This is a genomic window from Tritonibacter mobilis, from assembly GCF_001681715.1.
Lineage (GTDB): Bacteria > Pseudomonadota > Alphaproteobacteria > Rhodobacterales > Rhodobacteraceae > Epibacterium > Epibacterium mobile.
Genome location: NZ_LNWY01000018.1, coordinates 1 through 21,530 on the forward strand (window position 1 = coordinate 1; position 21,530 = coordinate 21,530).

Here is a 21,530-nt window from a genome sequence, read left to right on the forward strand (position 1 = left end):
TGAATCCTGACCCTAAAAGTGTGGGTCCGATATTTTTTCCTTTACCTACAGTTGCTTGACTCTGAGGGGGCGTCGTTGATGGACAAGTACTTGTGGGTTCAACAGCGCTGCGCTGCGCAAAAACGCTGAACCGGGCTGACCCCGTTTCCAACGCCCGGAACCTAGAGTTCATGAACGATGGGCGGTGTCGTGCAGACGGATTTGGCGATGTCGACCACATGGCGGTGATGGGTCAGGTAGATTGCTTGGCCACGCCCACCGATGGTTTCCATAACGCGGCAGGCAGCACTGGTGCGTGCCTCGTCAAAGGTTTCGAAAATATCATCGCAGAAAAACGGCAGCGTCGTGCCTTGGGCCACGAGCTGTTCATGCGCTGCGGCGCGTAGTGCCAGATAGAGCTGAAACCGAGTGCCCTTTGACATCTCATCTGCTCTCTTGCTTACGCCATATTTGTCGACGGCCAGCAAAACCTCGCTATCCTTATCGATCTGGGTGCTGAGGGACGGATAGGCCCCTTGTGTCAGACTGGCAAAACACTGTTCGGTTGCCGTGAGCATCCCGCTGCGGTGGCTGTCGCGGTAGCGTCGGATCGCATCCGAGGCGAGATGGTGACCCAAGGAAAGCTCAAGGTGCTTGACTGCGGTCTCTTCGAGTTGCAGTTCCAGCGTTGCCTTCTGTTCGACCAAAGTGGCAATCGCATCGTCTCCCTTGATCTCGGCAAGAGCATGTTCGGCGGTGACTCGCTCTTGGATCGCACGGGTCAGCTGCTCTTCGGCGTGCGCGAGGTCGGAGGCGTTGCTGTCCAGCGTTGCGTCCAGTTCAGAAACCGAGGTCTCTGCAAGCTGCGCTCTTGCGGTGTCGATATCATCGGTGTCCAGTTCAGAGCGCACTTGGCGGGTGAGGGCGTCCAATTTGGCGCGGCTCTCGATGACTTGCTGCGCGCGGGTTGCGACCTCGCGCAGAGCGTCGATATCCTGCAGTGCCTCAGGGGTCGGGAAGACCGACGCGATGGCCGCGACCTCCTGATCAATGGCGTCCTGCCTGCTTTTGTGATCGGCTTTGTCCGCCTTGGCGGCCTCAAGCGCATGATCGAGGCTCTCCTGTTTCTCTTGGGTCGCCCGCGCATGTTCTGCCAGAGCCTTGAGCGCGGCATATGTTTCGGCTGCTGTCGCCTGCGGGGGTAGATCGTGGGCGCGGGCCAATGCGGCCACTTCCTCGGCGAATTGCGATTGGTCCGTCTGCATGGTCACGACCCTACGGGCCGCGCCAGCGCGGGTTTTCTCATGTTCGCGCAACGCGCGCAGTGGCTCTAACGAGGCCATGAGGCGCTCGGGCGCAAACCCTGCGCCAAGAAGGTTCTGAACCAGCCTCTGCCACGCCTGCTCTGCATCCTCTTTTGCGCGTTGTGCTTTTGTGTGGCGCGCCTCGCGCTGGGCGAGATCCCGTTTTGCCTGTTGCTGGGCGTCCTGGGTCTTGGTGCGAACCTCAGCTTGTTTGCGCTCTTCTTCAGTCAGGCGGCGTGCGGTGGCCAGGGCCGTGTTCAGATCAGCCGGAGCAAACGGCAGGACGGCGGCAAGCTCCGTCATCAGGGCCTCCGCCCGCCGCAATGTCGATTGATGAGCCTCCTGTGTCTCGCGAAGGCTCCGCGCGTCTTCGCTGGCAACCTCGTGGAGCTGCACCCACTCCAGCCACTCGGCAGGTGACAGAGGAGCGGTGAGCCCCACCTGAGCCGCTGCCGCGTGGACGTCCCGCTCAATATCGCTGCACGCGTCGTGCAGGCTTGTGATGCGCACCTGTGCTTGCGCTGCGCGTGCACGAGCCTCGGCCTCAGCCTGCCGGATCTCACGCAATTGCGCCAATTCGCGGGACTGGGTCAATCGCGCGTCGGCAGCGGTATCGTGCAGTTGCATCGCGGTGTGAAAGCCGTTGGCGGTGCTTGGGGTCAAGGCCGCAAGATGCTCTGCCCACCGGGTATCCCGCTGCGCGCGCAACTCTTCCGCCTCGCTGTCAGAAACGACCTTTGCATCCTCTGTCAGCACACGGGCCTGAGCCGCGCGCGCTTCTGCGTCCTCTTGGTGTGCGTCGCGTTTTTCCTGTGTCGCACGCAGCTCACGCAGCACCTCTTGGTGGCGTTCGGACCAGAGTACCGCCTGCGGGCGAGAGCAGGGGCAAGCGGGCAAGCTGTCAAATGAAGCACCCGCAAATGACAGCGCCGAGAGGGACCGACCTGCCTTGATCTTCGCGGTTTCAATGGCTTGCAGTGCTGTGGCATGGGCGGGGGCAAGGCTCTCTGCATCGAAACGGAGCAAGATATCCCCGACCAGCGGGGCCGGATCAGCCACGGGCTGAGTGTCCTTCAGGGCTTGGTTTGCGGCATTCACCCGTTCTTGCAGGTCAGCGACTTCGCGCGCCTCGGCTTCTGCGGCGGCACTGGCGGCGCGCAGGGTTTCTCTGACAGTTTCCAGCTGCGCAATATCGGCGCTGGATAGGACAAGGTCCTGCAAATCCGCGTCTGGCGATACGATGCCAAGATCCCGCGCCGTCTGCCGCATCGCCACCTCAGCCGCCTGCTGCTCGTCCTGCCGTCTGCCGAGGTCAAGCCGTGCGGTGCGGTCGCGTGCGGCCAGATCCTCAAGCGCCTGCAAGGCACCCGCAAGCTCAAGCCCTGCCGGCGCAACCGAGAGGCGGGCGCGCTCTTCCTGTAGGGTGGCAATCTCGTCGCTCAGCCGCGCGATATTCTGTGAGGCGACACCGCGATCACTGCGCAGTTCGATCAGACGTTCAGGATTGAAATCAAGGTGTGTGGGGTAGGCCGACCATGGCGCAATGGCCTGTTCCAGTTCGGCAATTTCTGCCACCAGTGGCAAGGCACGCCGCTGTGCCTCGGTCCGGGCCTTGGCGGTGTTCAACGCATTGCGGGTCTCACGCGCGCTCAGTTCAGCGTCCTGCGCTTTTGCGAGGTCGCGTTTCAGGGCCTTCCACGCGCTGGCCGTTACGTCGCGCGCTTTTATGTCCTTGTCGACCTCCGCCAAGGCGCGTTTCAACTCGGCCATACGGGTGGTGCTTGCGCGCTTTTTCCAGAGCGCATCAGCCCGTTCGCGGATGCCATCCAACACACTGCTGAGGTCCGCGACGCCCGCGGCGGCGGAAAAGAGCAGACGCCCGATGTCACCTTCGGCGTTTGCGATCTCCTCACCGCCGCGTTCGATCGTCTCGTCATCAAGGCAAAGGAGGCGGCGATAGTCCAACTCCGACAGGCCCGCCAGATGTGCAGAGAGGGCGGCTTCTGGCACTGCGGTCCCGGTCTCATCCACCAAGGCCCCGCTGCGGGAGGGCAGGCGGGTGAAATTGCGCAACGCCCCCTCAATCTCTAATGTGGCAGAGATTTGCAGGTTCTTGCGCGGGTGCCGGAAGGCATAACTCTCGCGCATCGGAAAACCGTAAAACAGCCGCAGGACCGCTTCCATCGTGGTGGTTTTACCCGCCTCGTTGGGGCCGTAGATGATGTGAAAATCATGCCCGTCGCGCCCAGATCCAAAATCATACTGCCGGTCGGTGAAATGGCCAAAACGGTCCAGAGAAAGCCGTTGGATCCGCATCAGTTTTCCACTCCCTTCATCTGCGCCAGCACAAGATCGGCGCCCGCTTGGGTCAGCCGGTCGATCAGGGCGTCGCGGGCGGCTTCATCCGCCATCAGCTTATCGCGCAGGGCAGCAGGCAGATCCTGCAGGACGGTTTCCACCTCAGCGCGGGCATGGTCTGCAAACCCCGGCTCGGTGCGGATGGTCGCCATTGTCGCGGCCAGCTCATCTGCGGCGCTGCTGGTGCGCTCGTCCGTGTTTGGCGGCGAGAAGGCGAACAGCAGCTTGTCGATCCAGAGGCTGCCTTGGCTCTGGGCAAGCTCTTCCAACTGTTCGATCCAAACATCACGGTCCCTGAGAAATTGCCAATGGCGGGCAGGGCGACCGGTCAGCGTCAGGCGCAGGACACCCTGAGGCGCCGAGAGCGCGTTTCGCATCGCGGTCAGATGATCCTTCAGCAGCACCCGCAGGGCCTCATCGCTATCGGCATCTGTGACGTCCAGTTCGGTCTGGACAAATTCGACAACGGATGTAGGCACTTCGCTGATCTCGATGTGCCCACCATCGATTGTCAGCAGGGTGGCGGATTTTGGGCCTGCCTCGCCAATGTCGCGTCCTTGGGGAATGCCGGGCATCACCACCCATGGCGCGCTGGAATGAACCTGCCGCTTGTGGATGTGACCAAGCGCCCAGTAGTCAAACCCCATGCCTGCCAGCTCCGTGACGCTGCAGGGGGCGTATTCATCGTGACCCGCCGCCCCACCAAGAGAGCTGTGCAGCATGGCGATGTTCACCGCCCCCGACACCGGAGATTTGAAGCGCGGCAATAGGCTGTCGGGCGCGTGGCGATCCGCAAAGCTGACCCCGTGTATCCAGACATCTTCGGTCAGTTGATATTTGCCACCCCGCGCATCGAACACATGCACATGGCCGGGCAGGTCGAGCGTGCCGGTGATCGGGTTTTCCGCGTCATGGTTGCCCTTGATGTAGAACGCCTTGATCCCGGCCTCTCCGAGGCGATCCAGTTCCGCCAGCAAGAACGCGCCCGTGCGTGCGGTGCGTTCTTTTCCGTCAAAGAGATCCCCGGCGATCAACAACGCCGCCACCTCTTCGGAAATCGCGCGGTCAATCAACTGGCTGAAAGCAGACCGCGACGCCGCCGCGATGGTGTCACGCAAGCCGGTGTTTCTCAGGGCAAGTGATCGCAGTGGTGAATCTAGATGAACGTCGGCGGTATGCAGGATTTTTATCAAGTGGGTCCCCTTATCGGGGCCGAATGAACCAAGATTTCAACTGCAAAACAATAGCGAAAGCCGCTCTCAGCCCGTGCCCGCCGCGATTGACCCCGCGCCTAAGGCTCCAGCGGCCATGCGCGGCCATAGGCCACAAGGCGCCGGTTCAGTTCATGGGCGCGGGAAATTCCGGTTTCCAACGCAAAAACAAAGGCCTGCGTCAGAAAGAAACAGGCGGCATCCACATCGCCTTCTCTTTCTTTGCTGTCAGCAGCAATTGCGTAAAGCTCGACCAGTCGTTCCAGATCGTGATTGGCATGAGCCGCAAGGATCGCTGCATGGAGCGCTGCGGCCTCCTGCGGGGATATTTGCGTCCATTCTGCGTTCATGACGCGCGCCCGGCCTCGATTTGGGTGGCGACCCAGTGATGGAAGTTATGCGTCGGCCCGTCCATCGCAGGCGAAAACCGCCCGCCGTCGAACATTGGCCCATGACGGCCCTTTTGCATGCCCTCAACAACAAAGATGTCTTCTTCAAAGACGGTCTTCCACAGTTGCGCGTTCTGGTGGCGCAACGGATCGAGTTCCGGCGTCTCGGCGCTGGATTTTGCGTAATAAAGCTCAATATGCTCGACCGTTTGCTCGCAGCTCCGAGGTTCCAGCACGATGGCAAAGGTATGATCACGCTGCACGCCCAAGAGGACGTTGGGATAAACGGCAACATATTCACCGCCGGTCGTCCATTTGTCGCTGAGCGCGTCGAAATCGGGGAAAACCTCACCTTCGGCGCCGCGCAACTGGCGATAAACCAGCGTGCCTTGGCCCGAGTATTTTCCGGGTGATTCAATGTTGTAGTGATCTTCCAGCCGGGAATAACTATTCAAACCCGGATGCACCCAGGGCAGATGGTAGCTCTCGCAATAGTTCTCCACGGCGAGCTTCCAATTGGTGTTGACCTCAAGTTTCAACGAGCTTTCCGGCCCGCCGTGATGCAGGGGGCGGTCAAACTCCTGCCAGCGGTCCAAGAGCTCTGCATGCACCTCCTCAAAGGGTGCGGCCTTGCCGTCGATATTCACAAAGATCACATCCTGCCACACATGCGCGCGAAAGGAGACAAGGCCCAGCTCCGCCATCTTCACGTCCTCATGGGTGTTTTGCCCCACACCGCCCACATGGGGTGCGGCTCGCAGCTGCCCTTTGAGGCTGTAACACCAGCTGTGGTAGGGGCAGCGAATGGTGCCACGGATGTTTTTTGCCTCCTCCACAAGGATCATCCCGCGGTGGCGGCAGGTGTTCTGATAGACATGAATGGCCCCGTCCTGATCGCGCACCAACAACAGCGGCACGCCGAGGAAATCCACGGGCTTGGCATCGCCCGGTTCGGGAATGTCCTTGCCAAAGCCCACACCGGACCAGCTGGCAAACAGCACCGAGGCGCGTTCCTCGGCAAAAACCACCGGGTCAATATAATGGGCATTGGGCAGCCCATTGGCCCGGTTGACCGAAGTCATGACAGACTGAAGCGTGCTTGGCTTGTTCATCAGGCTCTCCTGCGAACTGACGTGGCAAGGATATTCCGTCGAGGATGAGACGCGGGGGGGATGCCCTCAATATCAGAAAATCTCACTCACAGGTTAGCTTGGTTCATCCGTGAGCTGGCTGGCCTCTGAGATTATCCAGTCGCGCAGCATCCGCGCGCTGGGCGTCAGTTCCTCTTCGGGTTTGCTGACCAGAAAAAACCGCTCCGGTGCGGATAGGACATGCGGCGGGATCACATGCAGATCGCCCCGGTCGGTGAGGGGCGAAATCAGCCGCTCCCATCCAAGCGTCAACCCAGCCCCGTCGCGCGCGGCCTGCAACGCGATGGAGTAGTTATTGACCCGAATGCCCGAGGCCACCGGGCCGCTGTAGCCAAGCTGGCGGAACCAATCGTGCCATTTGGTCCAGCTGATATCGTCGCCTTCTAGATGGATCAGCCTTTGCCGGGCCAGCAGATCAAGGTCCGCCCCCGCCAGTTCTGCGGCTTTTTCCGGAGCGGCGACGGGCAGCAACCGGTCGCGATAAAGCGGAAACTGATCGAGCCGCTGATCCTTTTCGCGCCCATACCAGATATAAAGATCCATCTCGGCAGAGGTGGTAAAGGCGCGGTCGCGCACCACTTGGTTGATGTTGATCTCCGGATGATCGCGCCAGAACCGGATCACCGCAGGCGATAGCCACATCGAGGCCATTGCCGTGGTCGACCCCACCGTGACCACGCCCGCGCTGCCTTGGTCGCGGATCGCCTGCAGGCTTTGGGAGACTTTGGTGAGCGAGGCGGCCAGCGTGTCATAGAGCGTCCGCCCCGGTGGCGTCAGCTCCACCCCACGATGTTTGCGCCGAAACAGGGCCACACCCAATTCGCCCTCCAGCGCCTTCACCTGATGGCTGACCGCGCCGGGGGTTACCGACAGTTCCTTGGCGGCCTGCTTAAAGCTCAGATGCCGCGCCGCCGCTTCAAAAGCGGTGAGCGTTGTCAGAGGCGGCAGGTTATAATGGCGGCGAGACATACATGCGTGCTCATGGCTAGGGTCTTGCAACTATGGGCCGCAAGCCGCCACTTGGCGAGAGGCTTCCCGACAAAAGGCCAGTCACTACCGACATTTGGGTCTGGTGTTTCGCCGCAACCGCTGGCAGTCATATGCCATGACAAACAGCCCTTCATCTGCTCCGGTCCCCGCAGGGGATAAGCAATGGCCCAAGGTCGCAACCGCCGGATTTGACGGCGTGGTGGTGCGCTTTGCCGACAGTCTGAGCGAACCCGCCAACCGCGCCGCCCTTGCGTTTCGCGCTGCGGTCGAGGCGGCTGGCTGGGCGGCAATTGAGGAAACCTCCACCTCGCTGGTCTCGACCTATCTGCGGTTTGATCCTTTGGGATGTGCCCATGACGCGATGATGGCGCAGGTTCAGGCATTGCTGAAAACGCGTGATTGGTATGACGCAGCATTGCCGCAGGGGCGCCGGCTCTGGCGGGTGCCAACGGTCTTTGGCACCGATCTCGCCCCCCAGCTTGAGGAGGCCGCCGCGCGTGCGGGGCTGACCCCAGATGAGGCAATCCAGCAGATCGCGCAGACCCAGCTGCGGGTGCAGACCATCGGCTTTGCCCCCGGTCAGCCCTACTTGGGCGAGCTGCCGCCTGCCTTTGATATTCCGCGCCAGACCGAGCTCACGCCGCAGGTGCCCGAGGGTGCGGTGGTGGTGGCGATCCGCCAGATCGTCCTGTTCTCCGTAACCACCCCCACCGGCTGGCGTCACATCGGCCAGACCCGCTTTCGCCTGTTCCGCCCCGACGCGCCAGAGCCATTTGTGCTGCGCCCCGGCGATGAGGTGCTGTTTGAGCCGATCTCGCCCGAGCGCTACGCCGCCCTTGAAGAAGCGGGCGCAGATGGTGGTGCCACATCCGAGGTGCTGGCATGAGCGTGCGTCTGATTATTCACCGCGCGGGGCCGGGCCTCAGCGTGCAGGACCTTGGCCGCAGCGGCTATCTGGTGTTCGGCCTGTCGCGTGGCGGGGCCGCGGATCGGCTGGCCCTCTACGAGGGGGCGGCTCTTTTGGGGCATGACCCCAGCACGGCGGCGATTGAAATGGCCGGGCTTGGCGGCACGTTTGAGGTCACGCATGACACGCGAATCGCCCTCACCGGCGCGCCCATGGGGGCGACCCTTCAGGATGGTACGGTGCTGCGCTGGAACGCCAGCCACCTGCTGCCCGCGGGGGTGCAACTGACCATTGGCGCGGTGCGGGCAGGGTCTTACGGCTATCTGCACCTTGGCGGTGGCATTGCAAGCGAATTGCAGCTTGGCGCGCGCAGTGCGCATCTCGCGTCGGGCCTTGGCGCGCGACTTACAGATGGCACCGAGCTGCCCTTGGGCCGTGATGCAGGTGGTGCGGTCAATATGACGCTTGAGCCGGAACCCCGTCTGGAGGGCGGCCGTTTGCGCATGGTGCCAAGCCTTCAGACCGGCCTTTTTGGCGATGCGGAGGTGGCCCGCTTCCAAGAGGTCCGGTTCAGCCGCGACAGCCGCGCCAATCGCATGGGTGTGCGGCTCTTGCCAGAGGGGCAGGGGTTTGCGCTTGAGGGGGGCTTGAGTGTCCTGTCTGAGGTGATCGCGCCCGGTGACATTCAGGTCACAGGCGATGGCACGCCTTATGTCTTGATGAGCGAATGCCAGACCACCGGTGGCTATCCCCGCATCGGCTCAGTGCTGCCCTGCGATATGCCGCGTGTGGCGCAGGCACAGGCGGGGGCAGAGTTCCGGTTCACGCTGGTTTCACTGGACGAGGCCATAGAGCTGGAACGCCGCGCCTTGGCGGATCTGGAGCGTCTGCCGTCGCGCCTTGCGCCGCTGTTGCGCGACCCGGCCAGCATGCGCGATCTTCTGTCCTATCAGCTTGTGGGCGGTGTTACCGCTGGCCGTGAGCTGGATGAGGGACTGTAAACCAAAGACCGAGGAGGGCCATGTGCCATGACATCTACCGTTGATCTGAATGCCGACATGGGCGAGAGCTTTGGCCCATGGGTGATGGGGCGCGATGCTGAGGTGCTGGATGTCGTAACCTCGGCCAATGTGGCCTGCGGTGTGCATGCGGGCGATTGGGATGTGATGGCGCGCACCATGGCCGATGCGGTGGCGCGCGGCGTTGGCATTGGCGCGCATCCGGGCTTTCCCGATCTGCAGGGCTTTGGCCGCCGCAAGCTGCACCTGCCGCATGAGAGCCTGGCCAATCTGGTACAATATCAGGTGGGGGCGGCGCAGGCTATGGCAGAGGCCGCCGGGGGCAAGGTACGTCACCTGAAACTGCACGGGGCCATGGCCAATATGGCCGCAGCCGATCATGACATGGCGCGCGCCTGTTATGAGGCTGCCTTGAGGGTGGCACCGGAAATCATCATCATGGTGATGGCGGGCACCCAGCAACAGGCCGCAGCCGAGGCCTTGGGCTGCAATGTCGCCTGCGAGATCTTTGCCGACCGCGCCTATAACGCCGATGCCACCCTTGTGGACCGCGCGCTGCCGGGGGCGGTGATCCACGATGCGGATCGCGCCGGGCAGCGGATCACCCAGATGGTGAAAGAGGGCGCGATTCTGGCCGAGGACGGCAGCCGTATTCCGGCACGCATCGACACCATTTGCCTGCACGGCGACACGCCCGAGGCGCTGGACATCGCGCGCGCGGTGCGTCGCCAGCTTGAGGCGGCAGGTGTCACCTTGCAGCAGTTCGAAGGCAAGCCGCTCTGATCAGGCGCTGATCTCGGCCTGATTTGGGTAGGTTGCGGCGGGGAGGCTCCCGCCCGTCGGTCATGCCCCACCTTTTCAAGGTGGGACCCGACCTCCCGTTGGGCCGGGCGCTGCCCGCGCGCCTAAAAAGGCGCACAGGCAGCGCAGCGGGTGGACACGGCTGCGCTCAGGCCTCTTCTGGCGCGGTTTCCTTCAATGGCACATAGAGCTCACCGCCCTTGCGGAATTTCGCGGCCATCGCCTCAAACCCCTCTTTCTGAGCCTCGGCGCGGATGTCGTGGCTGATCCGCATAGAGCAGAATTTCGGCCCGCACATGGAGCAGAAATGTGCCACCTTATGTGCCTCTTTGGGCAGGGTCTCATCGTGGAAGCTCTGTGCCGTTTCCGGGTCGAGCGACAGGTTGAACTGATCCTCCCAGCGGAATTCAAACCGCGCGCGGCTGAGCGCATCATCGCGCCGCTGCGCGCCGGGCAGACCCTTGGCCAGATCGGCGGCATGAGCGGCAATCTTATAGGTGATCACCCCGGTTTTGACGTCATCGCGGTCCGGCAGGCCCAGATGCTCCTTTGGCGTCACATAACAGAGCATCGCGCAGCCAAACCAGCCGATCATCGCCGCGCCAATGCCAGACGTGATGTGATCGTACCCCGGCGCAATATCCGTGGTGAGCGGGCCCAGCGTGTAAAACGGCGCCTCGTGGCAGCACTCCAGCTGCTTGTCCATGTTCTCCTTGATCTTGTGCATGGCCACATGGCCCGGCCCTTCGATCATCACCTGACAGTCCTTGGCCCAGGCGATCTTGGTCAGCTCTCCCAGCGTTTCCAACTCGGCAAATTGCGCGGCGTCATTGGCATCGGCAATCGAGCCGGGACGCAGCCCATCGCCCAATGAAAACGACACATCATAGCGCCGACAGATGTCGCAGATCTCCTCAAAATGCTCGTAGAGAAAGCTCTCCTTGTGGTGATGCAGGCACCACTTCGCCATGATCGAGCCACCGCGCGACACGATCCCCGTCACGCGTTCCACGGTCATCGGCACCATATGCAGCCGCACGCCTGCGTGGATGGTGAAGTAATCGACGCCCTGTTCCGCCTGCTCGATCAGCGTGTCGCGGAATACCTCCCAGGTCAGATCCTCGGCGATGCCGTTCACCTTCTCCAGCGCCTGATAGATCGGCACGGTGCCGATGGGCACGGGGCTGTTGCGGATGATCCACTCACGGGTGTTGTGGATGTTGCGGCCCGTTGAGAGATCCATCACCGTATCCGCGCCCCAGCGGATCGCCCAGACCAGCTTGTCCACCTCTTCCTCCATCGAGGAGGTGACGGCGGAAGTGCCCATATTGGCGTTGATCTTCACCTTGAAATTGCGACCGATGATCATCGGCTCCAACTCCGGGTGGTTGATATTGGCGGGGATGATGGCGCGCCCTGCGGCGATTTCAGCGCGTACAAATTCCGGCGTCACATAGTCGGGGATATTGGCGCCAAAATCCTCCCCGTCGCGGGCGCCATGACAGGGCGACAGTTCCCGGAGCTGGTTTTCGCGGATCGCCACGAACTCCATCTCGGGCGTAATGATACCTGCGCGCGCATAGGCCAGCTGGGTCGGTGCTGCATCATTCACCCCGCGCAAAGGGGCCGGTTTTACAGGAAATTCCGGCACCAGCCGGTCACCTTTGACAAAACCATTGTCTGCAGCGGTCACATCCCGGCCAGTGTAGGCCTCAACATCGCCGCGCGCCTTGATCCACGCCGCGCGCAACGGGGCCAATCCGTCGCGAATGTTGGTCAACACATCGGGGTCGGTATAGGGCCCGGAGCTGTCATAGACCGGCAGCGGCGCCTCGCCCGCGGTGGGGTGGGTGGCAATTTCGCGCATCGGCACGCGGATGCCTTCATGCATCTCGCCTGCCACATAGATCTTACGAGAGGCGGGCAATGCGCCTGTGGTGATCTTTGGGTTGGGGACGTTCATCTTGGTGCTCCTCGAGTCCATTCTCAAAAACACCAATTGAGCCGGGCCTCAGGAAAACGGGGCAGGGTGTTCAGATCCTGCCGTATCAGATCAGCGCGAACGCGCCCTGAACGGGGGCGGTGCGCGACTGTCCTAGCTTCCTACGCCAGTATCAACTGGGTCAGGTTCTAAGGGTCGCGTCACCGGGATTTCCCCCTGTCTGCCTCTCAGTCCCCTCGGCGGGACTCCCCTGCGTGCCTTAGGGGTAGGGGAGGGGAGCGTGGTGCGTCAAGCGAATTTTCCATCGCCCTTTCAATGGGCCTCTTTTCGCGTCTTCCGGGCGGTCAGGCGGGGGAGACGCCTTCAAGGCGACTGAAAATCAAGGATTTAAACTCTTGCGACTCATTTTATATATTATCTATAAAATGGGAGATCGCCTTTGGCGTGTCCCCTGCCATCTGCCCAGCGAGGTTTTTCCATGCTCGATACGCCCCTTATCCGCACCGACTGGACCCGACAGGAGGCAGAGGAGATTTATGCCCAACCCTTCATGGATCTGCTGTTTCAGGCCCAGAGCCTGCACCGCCAGATGTTTGATCCCAACGCGGTGCAGAAATCGCGCCTCCTGTCGATCAAGACCGGCGGCTGCGCCGAGGATTGCGCCTATTGTTCGCAATCGGCACGCAATGGCGCGCAGCTTCCGGCGTCCAAACTGATCGAGGTGCAGCGTGTTATCGCCGAGGCCAAGAAGGCCCGTGACGCTGGTGCCACGCGCTACTGCATGGGCGCGGCATGGCGCAGCCCCAAGGCGCGCGACATGGCTCAGCTGGAAGCGATGATCGAAGGCGTCAAGGCGCTGGGGATGGAGACCTGCATGACGCTTGGTATGCTGGAGCAGGATCAGGTGCTGCGCCTGCGGGATGCGGGTTTGGATTACTACAATCACAACATCGACACCTCGGAGCGCTACTACCCGGAGGTCATCACCACCCGCAGTTTTGCGGATCGGTTAGAAACCCTGGCACGGGTGCGCGAGGCCGGGATCAACGTCTGCTCGGGCGGTATTCTTGGCATGGGTGAAGAGCGCGGCGACCGCATCGACATGCTGCTGAGCCTCGCGACGCTGCCGGAACATCCGCAATCTGTGCCGATCAACATGCTGATTCCGATGGCAGATACGCCACTGGCCGACACGCCTCCGCTCGATCCGATCGAATTCGTTCGCACCATCGCGCTGGCCCGCATCCTGATGCCGCGCGCGCATGTGCGGCTCTCGGCCGGGCGCACCGAAATGAGCGATGAGCTGCAGGCGATGTGCATTTTTGCCGGGGCGAACTCGATCTTTATGGGCGACACGCTGCTGACGGCGGACAATCCAGAAGAGGACGCGGATGAGGCGCTCTTTGCCCGGCTCGGCCTCAGCGCTATGGCCGCGGGAACGCACGGTACGCGCTAATCTGCGACAACAGCGCTCTGGCGGCGGCATATCTTTCACGCTAGGCTCGCGCGGAAGACATGCAAAGGACGACCCCATGCAGCTTGCCTATGTGATGACCACCGAACGCGGCGCCACGGATCGCCTGCTGACCGCTCTGGCAGAGCGGCTCGCCGCACAGGGTATCCGCACCGCAGGCATCGTGCAGACCAATACCGAATGCTATGACAACAAGCTTTGCGATATGGACGTGCGCGTGTTGCCCGACGGCGAAACCATCCGCATCTCGCAATCGCTGGGCGAAGGGGCCCGCGGCTGTCGCCTTAATCCAGAGGCGCTCGAACGGGCGGTTGGCCTTGTGACCAGCGCACTGGACGCAACACCGGCCCCACAAGTCCTGATCGTCAACAAATTCGGCAAACATGAGGCCGACGGGCGCGGCATGCGCCCCCTCATCGGCGAGGCGCTGGCCATGGGGCTGCCCGTGGTCTGCGGCGTCAATCGCATGAATGTCGCCGCCTTCGAGAGCTTTGCCGAAGGCGTCTCTCAAGAAGCCGCCCCGGATCTGGATGCGCTGGTGGCATGGGTTGAGGCTGCAATTTCCCAACCGGTCTGAGGCCCAGCCTCTTCATCTTCTCAAAAATATCTCGGGGTCCGGGGCAGCGCCCCGGCGGGATCAGAGCTTTGACGATATGATCCCAGTGGCAAAGCCCCCCTGCCGCAACTCGCCAAACAAGCGTTGGTATTCGATCTTGGGACAGCGGTTCTGAATCACCGTGACGCCACGCGCTTCAGCCTGTGCTGCCGCGTCTTTGTGCTCGACCCCGATCTGCATCCAGATCGTTTGCAACGATGCAAAGGCCATAAGCGCCTCGTCGACAATCTCCGGGACCGCTTCTGAGCGGCGAAAGATATCGACCATATCCACCGGCTCATCAATATCGGCAAGCGTCGCGCGCACGGTCTCACCAAAGAGCTCCTTGCCAGCGTGGCCGGGGTTGACCGGAATCACCCGGTAGCCTTTCAGCGACAGGTATCGGGCGACATAAAAACTCGGTCGCACGGGATTGGCAGAGACCCCGACCACGGCAATGCTGCGTGTTCGGCGCAAGATATCGGTCAGGAGCGCATCAGAATACATAAAGACACTGTGTAAGCCGCGCCTCGCGCGCGCAAGCCCTCTCGCGCGGGGTGGGCGAACAGGTCCCCCATCAGAGCAAGAAAAAAGCGCCCGAAATTGCTTCGGGCGCGAGGTGTGGAACGAGGGACAGTGAAAAAGATCTATGGCGGTTCCAGTGCCACAGTCTGATTGAGAATCTGGGGCGTTTATATTCCAAAAAAAGGGGCGCTCTCGTTTTCGTGAATAAGGTGCGAGCTTTGCAACTTGACAAGAGCGCCAGTGCCACACCGCGGGCTGCGACGTCAGCGCGGAAAACAGGCTGAGCGGATCAGTCCTGATGCAGCGCGTCGGGCCATTCTGCAAGGGCGGCCTCGATCATCTGGTTTTGATCCTCCAGCCACAGGCTGCGCCCGCGCGGTGAGCGGAAAAGATAGAGCTGCCCGTCCACAATTTCCCATGTGTCAGGATCGCCTTCAAAGACTTTCCCACGCGCCAACCCATAGGCGCAATGACCGCCAAATCGCGGTGCAAAGGCACGAGGATTGGCTTCGAACCGGGATTGATTTTGCGCTGAATGAAACAGCCAGACCGCCCCTTTCCACATCAAGGCGTGGTCTTCATGCCCCTTCATCGGTTCATGCGCCACATGGAAGGACACCGGATCATACCCCCCAATCGCCAGCCCATCCTGCACCGCCACATACACCGTTTGTGCCTTGGCTTCGGTCGAGGGCAAAAGCGACACCGCCCCCCCGAGCGCAAGAGCAAGGCCCGTGCCACGCAGAATATATGTCAGACAGTCGGTCAGCACCCGGTAGATCTCCGTTTGTTCGTATCGCGCCGGAGAATGCCCAAGCTCGCGTCATCAGAAAAGGGACTAAACGGGAAAGTGAATGCTCTGTGCGCAAAGCGGCGCTCCACTGCAGCCGTGAGGACACAGCAACTGCGCAGATGCGATTGCCCTGAACCGGCGCGCCCTTCCTTCAGTCGAAAATATCCTCGATCACATCAAAGACTTTCTTCCAGGAGGACTTCTTTTTCTTCTTATGTTTCTTCATCAGCTTGGCATTGGCCAACTCGTAAGCGAGCGCGCCCCAGTCCCCCGATTTGGACTTCTTGGGCTTTTTCGCCTTGGTTGGTTTTGCCGCCGTTGGCATTTTCGCCCCCTTGTGTTCGCTGAGGGGGCGTTGTTTTTGGGCCGAGAGGGGGGCGCCACAGGTGCCACAGACCAGCGCGTGTAGGGCTGCATCAGGGACAAAGGCCGATTGCATGCCGCAATAACAGCAAATGATCAGCTTGCCTCCGGGAATGCTCTTATGTGCGATGGGGACCTCCTGTGTGCCTCAACCCTTCAGAGATGCATATAGGGAGAGTGCAGCCGCATTTGAAACATTCAACGAGCCAAAACCCCGCGCTGCGTCGATTTTGACCAGTTTATCCACGGTTTCCTTGGTTTTCTGCCGCAAACCCGGCCCCTCCGCGCCAAGCACCAGCGCAATCGGCTCTTTGGTGCGCCCTGCCACGGCCTCTTCGATGGTTTCTTCGGCCTCACCGTCCAGCCCCAGCACCAGATACCCCATTTGTTGCAGTGCAACGATGGTATCCGAGAGGTTGCGCATCCGCAGATAGGGCTGGCGTTCCAGCGCACCCGATGCGGTCTTGGCGAGCGCGCCTGTCTCTGGCGCCGAATGGTGCCGGGTGCCGATCACCGCAGAGGCTCCCAACACCTCGGCAGAGCGCAGGATCGCACCGACGTTATGAGGATCTGTCACCCGGTCCAGCAGGATCACACGCGGGACCTCAGCCCCGATACAGTTTTCATCGAGGCCCCCCCAGTTCAGAGGCTTCACTTCCAGCGCCGCCCCCTGATGCACCGAACCGGGATCGATCGGCACTGAGAATTTGCGCGGGTCGACCACTTCGGGGGTGACCCCAGAGGCGGTGATCGCATCTTCCAGTTTGTTGTGGGCATTCAATGTCACCACAAGACGCAGTTTTTCACGCTTTGGATTCAGCAGAGCGTCGCGCACAGCATGAAGGCCAAAAAGCCAGACGGTCTCGGCAGATGCAGCTTTCTTGGCCTTCTCTTTGTCCACCACCCAAGAGGGTTTCTTGCTGGGTTTCTTGTTCATGGCGCGCTCCGGAAAACAAAATTCGAGGTGGGCGAAAAAAGTTGTGCTTTTGCTGTTGACGCCCGATTGGGGTGCTTGTAATCACGCCTCCACGTTAGGTGCAACAAGCTTCTGACAGTGGGCGACAGGCCGCAAGGTGTGGCAGGGGACTGTAACTCCCTCGCGGAGACGCACGCCTGGTTCGATTCCAGGGTCGCCCACCATCTCACTTCTGAGATGGTATTTAAACTCCCGATGATACATATGTAACGGATTGAAAATTATCCGATTTTTGCGCGCTCTGTGAAGTTGCGCACGAACATCGCATCCCTGCGCCGGCGATGCTGTGCGTGGTTTTGCTCCCTCTTTCCCCCGGCATAGAATATGTTCGCACGCCACCGAGCAGGGGCGAGCAGGGGCAAGCAACTCCAAACACATCGCCTGCGTTTTCTATGCTGAGGTGTGTTTGGCAGAGGGGCGCGCTCAAGCCGCCGCGGCCTTGGTGGCACGTCTTGCCGCGCCTTCAGGGTGTCGCTCCTTGCTGGCAGGGGGAGAGCCCGCAAAGCGGGGCAGGGTCTATCCCTTGGGGCGTGCTGCTTTTTCGGCGATGCCGCTCAGGCCCTGACGCTCGGCCAGAACCTTAAGCACATCATCCAGCGCCACATCGCGCGCGGCCAACATCACCAGGAAATGATAGAGCACATCCGCGCCCTCAGACGCGAGCCCGGCTTTGTCGTCTTTCACCGCCTCGATGATGGCCTCTATGGCTTCTTCGCCGAATTTCTCCGCACATTTCTCCGGCCCTTTGGACAGGAGTTTCGCGGTCCAGCTGGTGTCTGGATCGGTGCCCTTGCGCGACAGAATGGTCTGTTCGAGGTCATGCAGCAGAGTCATTGGAGCCTCATCGGGATGCCATTGGCGATCATGTGCTCTTTGGCCTGTTGCACCGTGTATTCGCCAAAGTGGAAGATCGATGCGGCCAGCACTGCGCTAGCGCCACCTTTGGTCACACCATCCACGAGGTGATCCAGAGTGCCGACACCGCCAGAGGCAATCACCGGCACATCCACCGCATCGGAAATCGCGCGGGTCATCTCGAGGTTGAAGCCCGATTTGGTGCCGTCGCGATCCATCGAGGTCAGCAGGATCTCGCCCGCGCCTTTGGCGGTTACAAGACGGGCGAACTCCACCGCGTCGATGCCGGTCTCGCGGCGCCCGCCATGGGTGAAAATCTCCCATTTGCCGGGAGCGACGGATTTGGCGTCGATGGCGCAGACGATGCACTGGCTGCCGAACTGGTCGGCGGCCTCGCGGATCACATCCGGGTTGGCCACCGCAGCAGAGTTGAAAGAGACCTTATCGGCCCCCGCCAACAGCAGCGCGCGCACATCGTCCTTGGTGCGTACGCCGCCGCCCACGGTGAGCGGCACAAAGCATTGCTCGGCAGTGCGGCGCACCATGTCAAACATCGTGCCGCGGTTTTCGTGGGTCGCGTGGATGTCGAGGAAACAGATCTCATCGGCACCGGCGGCGTCATAGGCGCGCGCGGCCTCCACCGGATCGCCTGCGTCACGCAGGCCGACAAAATTCACGCCCTTGACCACACGGCCATCGGCGACATCGAGACAGGGAATGAGACGGGTCTTAAGCATATGTGCCTTATGGACCGGAACCGACTGCGGGAAAAGAGGGCTTTGCGCGCGGGCGTGCGAATTGCACGAGGTGGGCGCGGGGCAGGCGCGGGGCAGGGGGTGGCCGGTCTTTGCCGATTTCAGCGCTTGTCGCGTTTGTGACTGGCGAAGCCCGGTGGCGCGCGCCAGATTTTGCGCCAAATCGTCCATTTGTGATTGAGGAGATCTTATGAAAACCTTTGTAACCGCTGCCGCGATTGCCCTGATGAGCGCCGTGCCCGCCCTTGCGGATCTGGTCAAAGTCGAGAGCCGCCATTCCGTGCCTGCAACACTGGATGCGCTCGAAATGGCGCTGGACAAGGCGGGCGCGACCGTGTTTGCCCGCGTCGATCATGCCAAAGGGGCCGAAGGCATTGGCGAGGAGCTTGCCGCCTCGCAACTGCTGATCTTTGGCAACCCCAAGATCGGCACAGCGGCGATGCAGGCTGATGCGCGCGCGGGGCTGTTTTTGCCGCTCAAGGCGCTGGCCTATGAGGACAGCGAGGGCAAGGTCTGGCTCACCTATGAGGACCCGGTGATGATGTTCGAGGGCCTGGATATCAAAGCCAATGCTGAATTCATCGCGGGCATGACTGCTGCGCTGCAAAAACTCTCGGAGGCCGCAACGCAGTAGCAGGTTTGAGGAATACCCTGTCTCGGCGTGAGGGCTGCGTTAGTGCGGCGTTTGCGCTGAGGCAGCAGGCGCGTCTGCGCGCGCGATCCGGCGCATGGAATCGCGCACGATCAGGATGTGAAACGGCATCACCACCATCAGGTAGATCCGTCCCAGCCAATTGTTACGATGCACCCAAGTCGCCATGTGAATGCGACCTGCCTCCTGACGCACGCAGATGCGGAAATTCAAGTGGGTGTCATCGGTTCCCAGGATCACCTCCTGCGCATCTTCATAGGTGACCGGAAAAATCGCGCCTTCACCGGAATCGCTCACTTCGGTCTTGAGGCCCAAAGGGCGCACGATGCGGTTGCGCAAGGCCAGCAGAGCGCTGGCCCATTTGGGCATGCTGAGGCCGATGTCCGCCGCCTCTCGTGGGCCGAGGCGGCTCTCCACCGCATAGCCATCGATGAAGTCACCCGGTTGAACCAGCCTCCACAGGGTGGAGGTTTTTGGCAGCGGGCTGGTCTCGATCTTCGGCATGGCGAGGCTCCTTTTCAGGGAGCGTGACAGGCTCAGGCGTGTGGCACCAGTGGGCAAGGTGCCGCAGATCGAGTGCTGCGTTCTCCAGCGAGGGGAAGGCTCCCGCCCCCGATGCAATCCCCGCCTTTGGCGAGGATCTTTCGGCGTTGGGCCGGGCGCGGAGGCGCGTGTCCGCAGGACACGCGCCTCCGCGGTCGCTTCGGGCAAAGCCCGAAGCGAAACACCTCATGAACAGGTCGACCGGACAGCCGCAGGCGCAAGGCCCTGTGCGGCAGGGACGATCAGCCTTTGAGGACCGCCAGCGCCTCAGAGAGATCAATCGCGCCATCATAGAGCGCGCGGCCCGAAATTGCGCCATCGAGCGGCGCGCCGCAGGATTTCAGCGCGCGCAGATCGTCGAGCGAGGACACGCCGCCAGAGGCGATCACCGGGATCGACACGGCATTGGCCAGCGCGGCGGTGGCGTCAATGTTTGGACCTTTCATCGCGCCGTCGCGCATGATGTCGGTGTAGATGATCGCCGCAACGCCGGCGTCCTCAAAGGACTTCGCCAGATCGGTGACGTCGACATCGGTTTCCTCCGCCCAGCCTTTGGTCGCAACCTTGCCACCACGCGCATCGATCCCAACCGCGACCTTGCCCGGAAACGCCCGTGCCGCCTCGCGCACCAGATCGGGGTTCTCCACCGCCACGGTGCCAAGTATCACCCGCGCCAGCCCCTTGTCGAGCCAGCGCTCGATGGTGGCCATATCGCGGATACCACCGCCAAGCTGCGCGGGCACCTGACACTGCTTCAGGATCTCCTCAACCGGCGCGGCGTTCACCGGCTCCCCGGCGAAGGCACCGTTCAGATCCACCAGATGCAGCCATTCACAGCCCGCCGCCACGAACTCCAGCGCCTGCGCGGCCGGATTATCGTTGAACACGGTGGTCTTATCCATGTCACCATGCAGAAGCCGCACGGCCTGGCCGTCCTTGAGGTCAATGGCAGGGTAGAGGATCATCGGCGGGGCCCTTCTGGTCATGGAGGAGATATGTCGGCTGCTCTTTTGCCCAAGGTCACGGCGAATTGCAACGCAGGCCGCATCAAACGGCCCTGTGGGCGGTTCCGAGAGGCGCATTCAGGCAAGGCGACCCGAGGTCAATCTTGCCTGAATGCGCACGCCTCGGTCAGACTTCAAACCCATAGGGAGGACGAATGACCATGAAACAAATGATTGCAACCCTTGCCGTGACGCTTGGGCTGGCGACAGCCGCCTTTGCCGCCGATCCGGTCGAGGGCACATGGAAGACCCAGCCAGATGATGGCTCTTACGCGCATGTGGCGATGAAACCCTGCGGCAGCGCCGTTTGCGGTACCATTGCGCGCACCTTCAATGACAGCGGCGAGTATAAATCTCCGAACCTCGGAAAAACGCTGGTGATCGATATGGTCCCGCAGGGCGGCGGCGCCTATGAGGGCAAGGTCTGGCGGCCCTCCAACAATAAGATCTACATCGGCAAGATGGATCTGAGCGGCGACAGCCTGCGCCTGCGTGGCTGTGTGGCGGGTGGGCTGATCTGTTCGAAACAGACCTGGACGCGGGTGAAGTAACGCGCGTTCAAACCTGGATGTGGTAGGGTCAGAACAGCCCCATCTGCACCGGGATCGGCACAAAGCCCCGTTTGACCTGCCGCTCCCGCGTGCTCTCAAACAGTGATTGCGCCTCATCAAGGGTGGGGCAGTAGTTACGCCGCTCCTGCCCGCCGGGCTGGCCGATCGGGCCGGTGGATTGCACCACGCACCAGTCGCCGAACAGTGTCGGCGTCAAGCTCAGCACCAGATAGCGATGCTGCCCGTCCCGGTGGCTGAATTTTTCGAAACGCAAGTACAAGTGGAAGTGGGCCTGACCGTGAAAGTGGTCAGGCCCATATGCCTTTTTAGCAAGGCGATGTCCATTGCTCACATTGGTTTAGGGGACCGGTGATGCAGGACATATAGGTTCAG

Annotated in this window: 22 protein-coding genes, 1 tRNA gene and 1 riboswitch; of the genes, 8 read left to right on the forward strand and 15 right to left on the reverse strand. The window is 61.6% G+C overall.

Going from position 1 to position 21,530, the window contains the following annotated elements; genetic code table 11:
- Window positions 1-161: 161 nt before the first annotated feature.
- The 5 genes from UB90_RS17180 to UB90_RS17200 all read right to left on the reverse strand — a co-directional run bounded on the left by UB90_RS17180 (window position 162) and on the right by UB90_RS17200 (window position 7,361).
- Window positions 162-3,599: an ATP-binding protein gene (locus UB90_RS17180; RefSeq protein ID WP_065326139.1), complete on the reverse strand. Its 3,438-nt coding sequence runs from the start codon at window positions 3,597-3,599 to the stop codon at window positions 162-164.
- Window positions 3,599-4,834, reverse strand: a complete 1,236-nt coding sequence (locus UB90_RS17185; protein WP_074712536.1) for a metallophosphoesterase family protein — start codon at window positions 4,832-4,834, stop codon at window positions 3,599-3,601. The genes UB90_RS17180 and UB90_RS17185 overlap by 1 nt, the downstream gene beginning before the upstream one ends.
- Before the next feature lie 98 nt (window positions 4,835-4,932).
- Entirely contained in the window at window positions 4,933-5,202 is a 270-nt protein-coding gene (locus UB90_RS17190) for a hypothetical protein (RefSeq protein WP_065326138.1), read from the reverse strand.
- Window positions 5,199-6,353 (reverse strand): aromatic ring-hydroxylating oxygenase subunit alpha, encoded by a 1,155-nt coding sequence (locus UB90_RS17195; RefSeq protein ID WP_065326137.1) that lies wholly within the window; start codon window positions 6,351-6,353, stop codon window positions 5,199-5,201. Before UB90_RS17195 ends, UB90_RS17190 begins: the two co-directional genes overlap by 4 nt.
- A 93-nt stretch (window positions 6,354-6,446) precedes the next feature.
- Entirely contained in the window at window positions 6,447-7,361 is a 915-nt protein-coding gene (locus UB90_RS17200; protein ID WP_065326136.1) for a LysR substrate-binding domain-containing protein, read from the reverse strand.
- Window positions 7,362-7,497: 136 nt separating this feature from the next.
- On the opposite strand from UB90_RS17200, the gene UB90_RS17205 reads away from it, so the two are divergent.
- Genes UB90_RS17205 through UB90_RS17215 form a run of 3 tightly spaced genes read left to right on the forward strand, consistent with a single transcriptional unit; the run spans window position 7,498 to window position 10,091 of the window.
- A complete protein-coding gene (locus UB90_RS17205) occupies window positions 7,498-8,268 on the forward strand; it encodes a 5-oxoprolinase subunit B family protein (RefSeq protein ID WP_065326143.1) in 771 nt (256 codons plus the stop codon).
- Window positions 8,265-9,290, forward strand: coding sequence for a 5-oxoprolinase subunit C family protein (locus UB90_RS17210; RefSeq protein ID WP_065326135.1), 1,026 nt, complete (start codon window positions 8,265-8,267; stop codon window positions 9,288-9,290). The genes UB90_RS17205 and UB90_RS17210 overlap by 4 nt, the downstream gene beginning before the upstream one ends.
- A gap of 27 nt (window positions 9,291-9,317) precedes the next feature.
- The gene (locus tag UB90_RS17215) at window positions 9,318-10,091 is read left to right on the forward strand and encodes a LamB/YcsF family protein (RefSeq protein ID WP_065326134.1); all 774 of its coding nucleotides are present in this window, start codon (window positions 9,318-9,320) and stop codon (window positions 10,089-10,091) included.
- Between the two features lie 166 nt (window positions 10,092-10,257).
- On the opposite strand, the gene thiC is transcribed toward UB90_RS17215, so the two are convergent.
- Entirely contained in the window at window positions 10,258-12,072 is a 1,815-nt protein-coding gene (thiC, locus tag UB90_RS17220; RefSeq protein WP_065326133.1) for a phosphomethylpyrimidine synthase ThiC, read from the reverse strand.
- Between the two features lie 120 nt (window positions 12,073-12,192).
- A riboswitch (TPP riboswitch) is annotated at window positions 12,193-12,313 on the reverse strand.
- 216 nt (window positions 12,314-12,529) lie between these two features.
- On the opposite strand from thiC, the gene bioB reads away from it, so the two are divergent.
- On the forward strand, window positions 12,530-13,507 hold the full coding sequence (bioB, locus tag UB90_RS17225) for a biotin synthase BioB (protein ID WP_065326132.1): 978 nt from the start codon (window positions 12,530-12,532) through the stop codon (window positions 13,505-13,507).
- A gap of 76 nt (window positions 13,508-13,583) precedes the next feature.
- Window positions 13,584-14,102: a DUF2478 domain-containing protein gene (locus tag UB90_RS17230; RefSeq protein ID WP_065326131.1), complete on the forward strand. Its 519-nt coding sequence runs from the start codon at window positions 13,584-13,586 to the stop codon at window positions 14,100-14,102.
- Window positions 14,103-14,162: 60 nt separating this feature from the next.
- Here the strand turns inward: UB90_RS17230 and UB90_RS17235 are convergent, their stop codons facing one another.
- The 4 genes from UB90_RS17235 to rlmB form a co-directional block, all read right to left on the reverse strand.
- Window positions 14,163-14,627 carry a CoA-binding protein gene (locus UB90_RS17235; RefSeq protein ID WP_005612631.1) on the reverse strand — a complete coding sequence of 155 codons (465 nt, stop codon included), beginning with the start codon at window positions 14,625-14,627 and terminating at the stop codon, window positions 14,163-14,165.
- 307 nt (window positions 14,628-14,934) lie between these two features.
- Entirely contained in the window at window positions 14,935-15,417 is a 483-nt protein-coding gene (locus UB90_RS17240) for a YHS domain-containing (seleno)protein (RefSeq protein WP_065326130.1), read from the reverse strand.
- A 172-nt stretch (window positions 15,418-15,589) separates the two neighbouring features.
- On the reverse strand, window positions 15,590-15,763 hold the full coding sequence (locus UB90_RS23155; protein ID WP_227512101.1) for a hypothetical protein: 174 nt from the start codon (window positions 15,761-15,763) through the stop codon (window positions 15,590-15,592).
- 186 nt (window positions 15,764-15,949) lie between these two features.
- Window positions 15,950-16,738: a 23S rRNA (guanosine(2251)-2'-O)-methyltransferase RlmB gene (rlmB, locus tag UB90_RS17250; protein ID WP_065326128.1), complete on the reverse strand. Its 789-nt coding sequence runs from the start codon at window positions 16,736-16,738 to the stop codon at window positions 15,950-15,952.
- A gap of 119 nt (window positions 16,739-16,857) precedes the next feature.
- On the opposite strand from rlmB, the gene UB90_RS22860 reads away from it, so the two are divergent.
- Window positions 16,858-16,941: transfer RNA gene (locus tag UB90_RS22860), tRNA-Tyr, on the forward strand.
- A gap of 352 nt (window positions 16,942-17,293) precedes the next feature.
- Here UB90_RS22860 and UB90_RS17255 read toward each other — a convergent pair.
- Together UB90_RS17255 and hisF are read right to left on the reverse strand one after the other, a co-directional pair.
- Window positions 17,294-17,611, reverse strand: coding sequence for a phosphoribosyl-ATP diphosphatase (locus tag UB90_RS17255; RefSeq protein WP_065326127.1), 318 nt, complete (start codon window positions 17,609-17,611; stop codon window positions 17,294-17,296).
- On the reverse strand, window positions 17,608-18,369 hold the full coding sequence (gene hisF, locus UB90_RS17260) for an imidazole glycerol phosphate synthase subunit HisF (RefSeq protein WP_039982953.1): 762 nt from the start codon (window positions 18,367-18,369) through the stop codon (window positions 17,608-17,610). Before hisF ends, UB90_RS17255 begins: the two co-directional genes overlap by 4 nt.
- A 208-nt stretch (window positions 18,370-18,577) precedes the next feature.
- On the opposite strand from hisF, the gene UB90_RS17265 reads away from it, so the two are divergent.
- Window positions 18,578-19,021, forward strand: a complete 444-nt coding sequence (locus tag UB90_RS17265) for a DUF302 domain-containing protein (RefSeq protein ID WP_065326126.1) — start codon at window positions 18,578-18,580, stop codon at window positions 19,019-19,021.
- A gap of 39 nt (window positions 19,022-19,060) precedes the next feature.
- Here UB90_RS17265 and UB90_RS17270 read toward each other — a convergent pair whose 3' ends face one another.
- Both UB90_RS17270 and hisA read right to left on the reverse strand, forming a co-directional pair.
- Window positions 19,061-19,543, reverse strand: coding sequence for a DUF2867 domain-containing protein (locus tag UB90_RS17270; RefSeq protein ID WP_065326125.1), 483 nt, complete (start codon window positions 19,541-19,543; stop codon window positions 19,061-19,063).
- Between the two features lie 281 nt (window positions 19,544-19,824).
- The gene (gene hisA, locus UB90_RS17275; RefSeq protein ID WP_065326142.1) at window positions 19,825-20,547 is read right to left on the reverse strand and encodes a 1-(5-phosphoribosyl)-5-[(5-phosphoribosylamino)methylideneamino]imidazole-4-carboxamide isomerase; all 723 of its coding nucleotides are present in this window, start codon (window positions 20,545-20,547) and stop codon (window positions 19,825-19,827) included.
- A 200-nt stretch (window positions 20,548-20,747) separates the two neighbouring features.
- On the opposite strand from hisA, the gene UB90_RS17280 reads away from it, so the two are divergent.
- Window positions 20,748-21,137 (forward strand): DUF2147 domain-containing protein, encoded by a 390-nt coding sequence (locus UB90_RS17280; RefSeq protein ID WP_065326141.1) that lies wholly within the window; start codon window positions 20,748-20,750, stop codon window positions 21,135-21,137.
- A 28-nt stretch (window positions 21,138-21,165) separates the two neighbouring features.
- Here the strand turns inward: UB90_RS17280 and UB90_RS17285 are convergent, their stop codons facing one another.
- Window positions 21,166-21,417: a WGR domain-containing protein gene (locus UB90_RS17285; protein ID WP_005675380.1), complete on the reverse strand. Its 252-nt coding sequence runs from the start codon at window positions 21,415-21,417 to the stop codon at window positions 21,166-21,168.
- Window positions 21,418-21,530 lie beyond the last annotated feature (113 nt).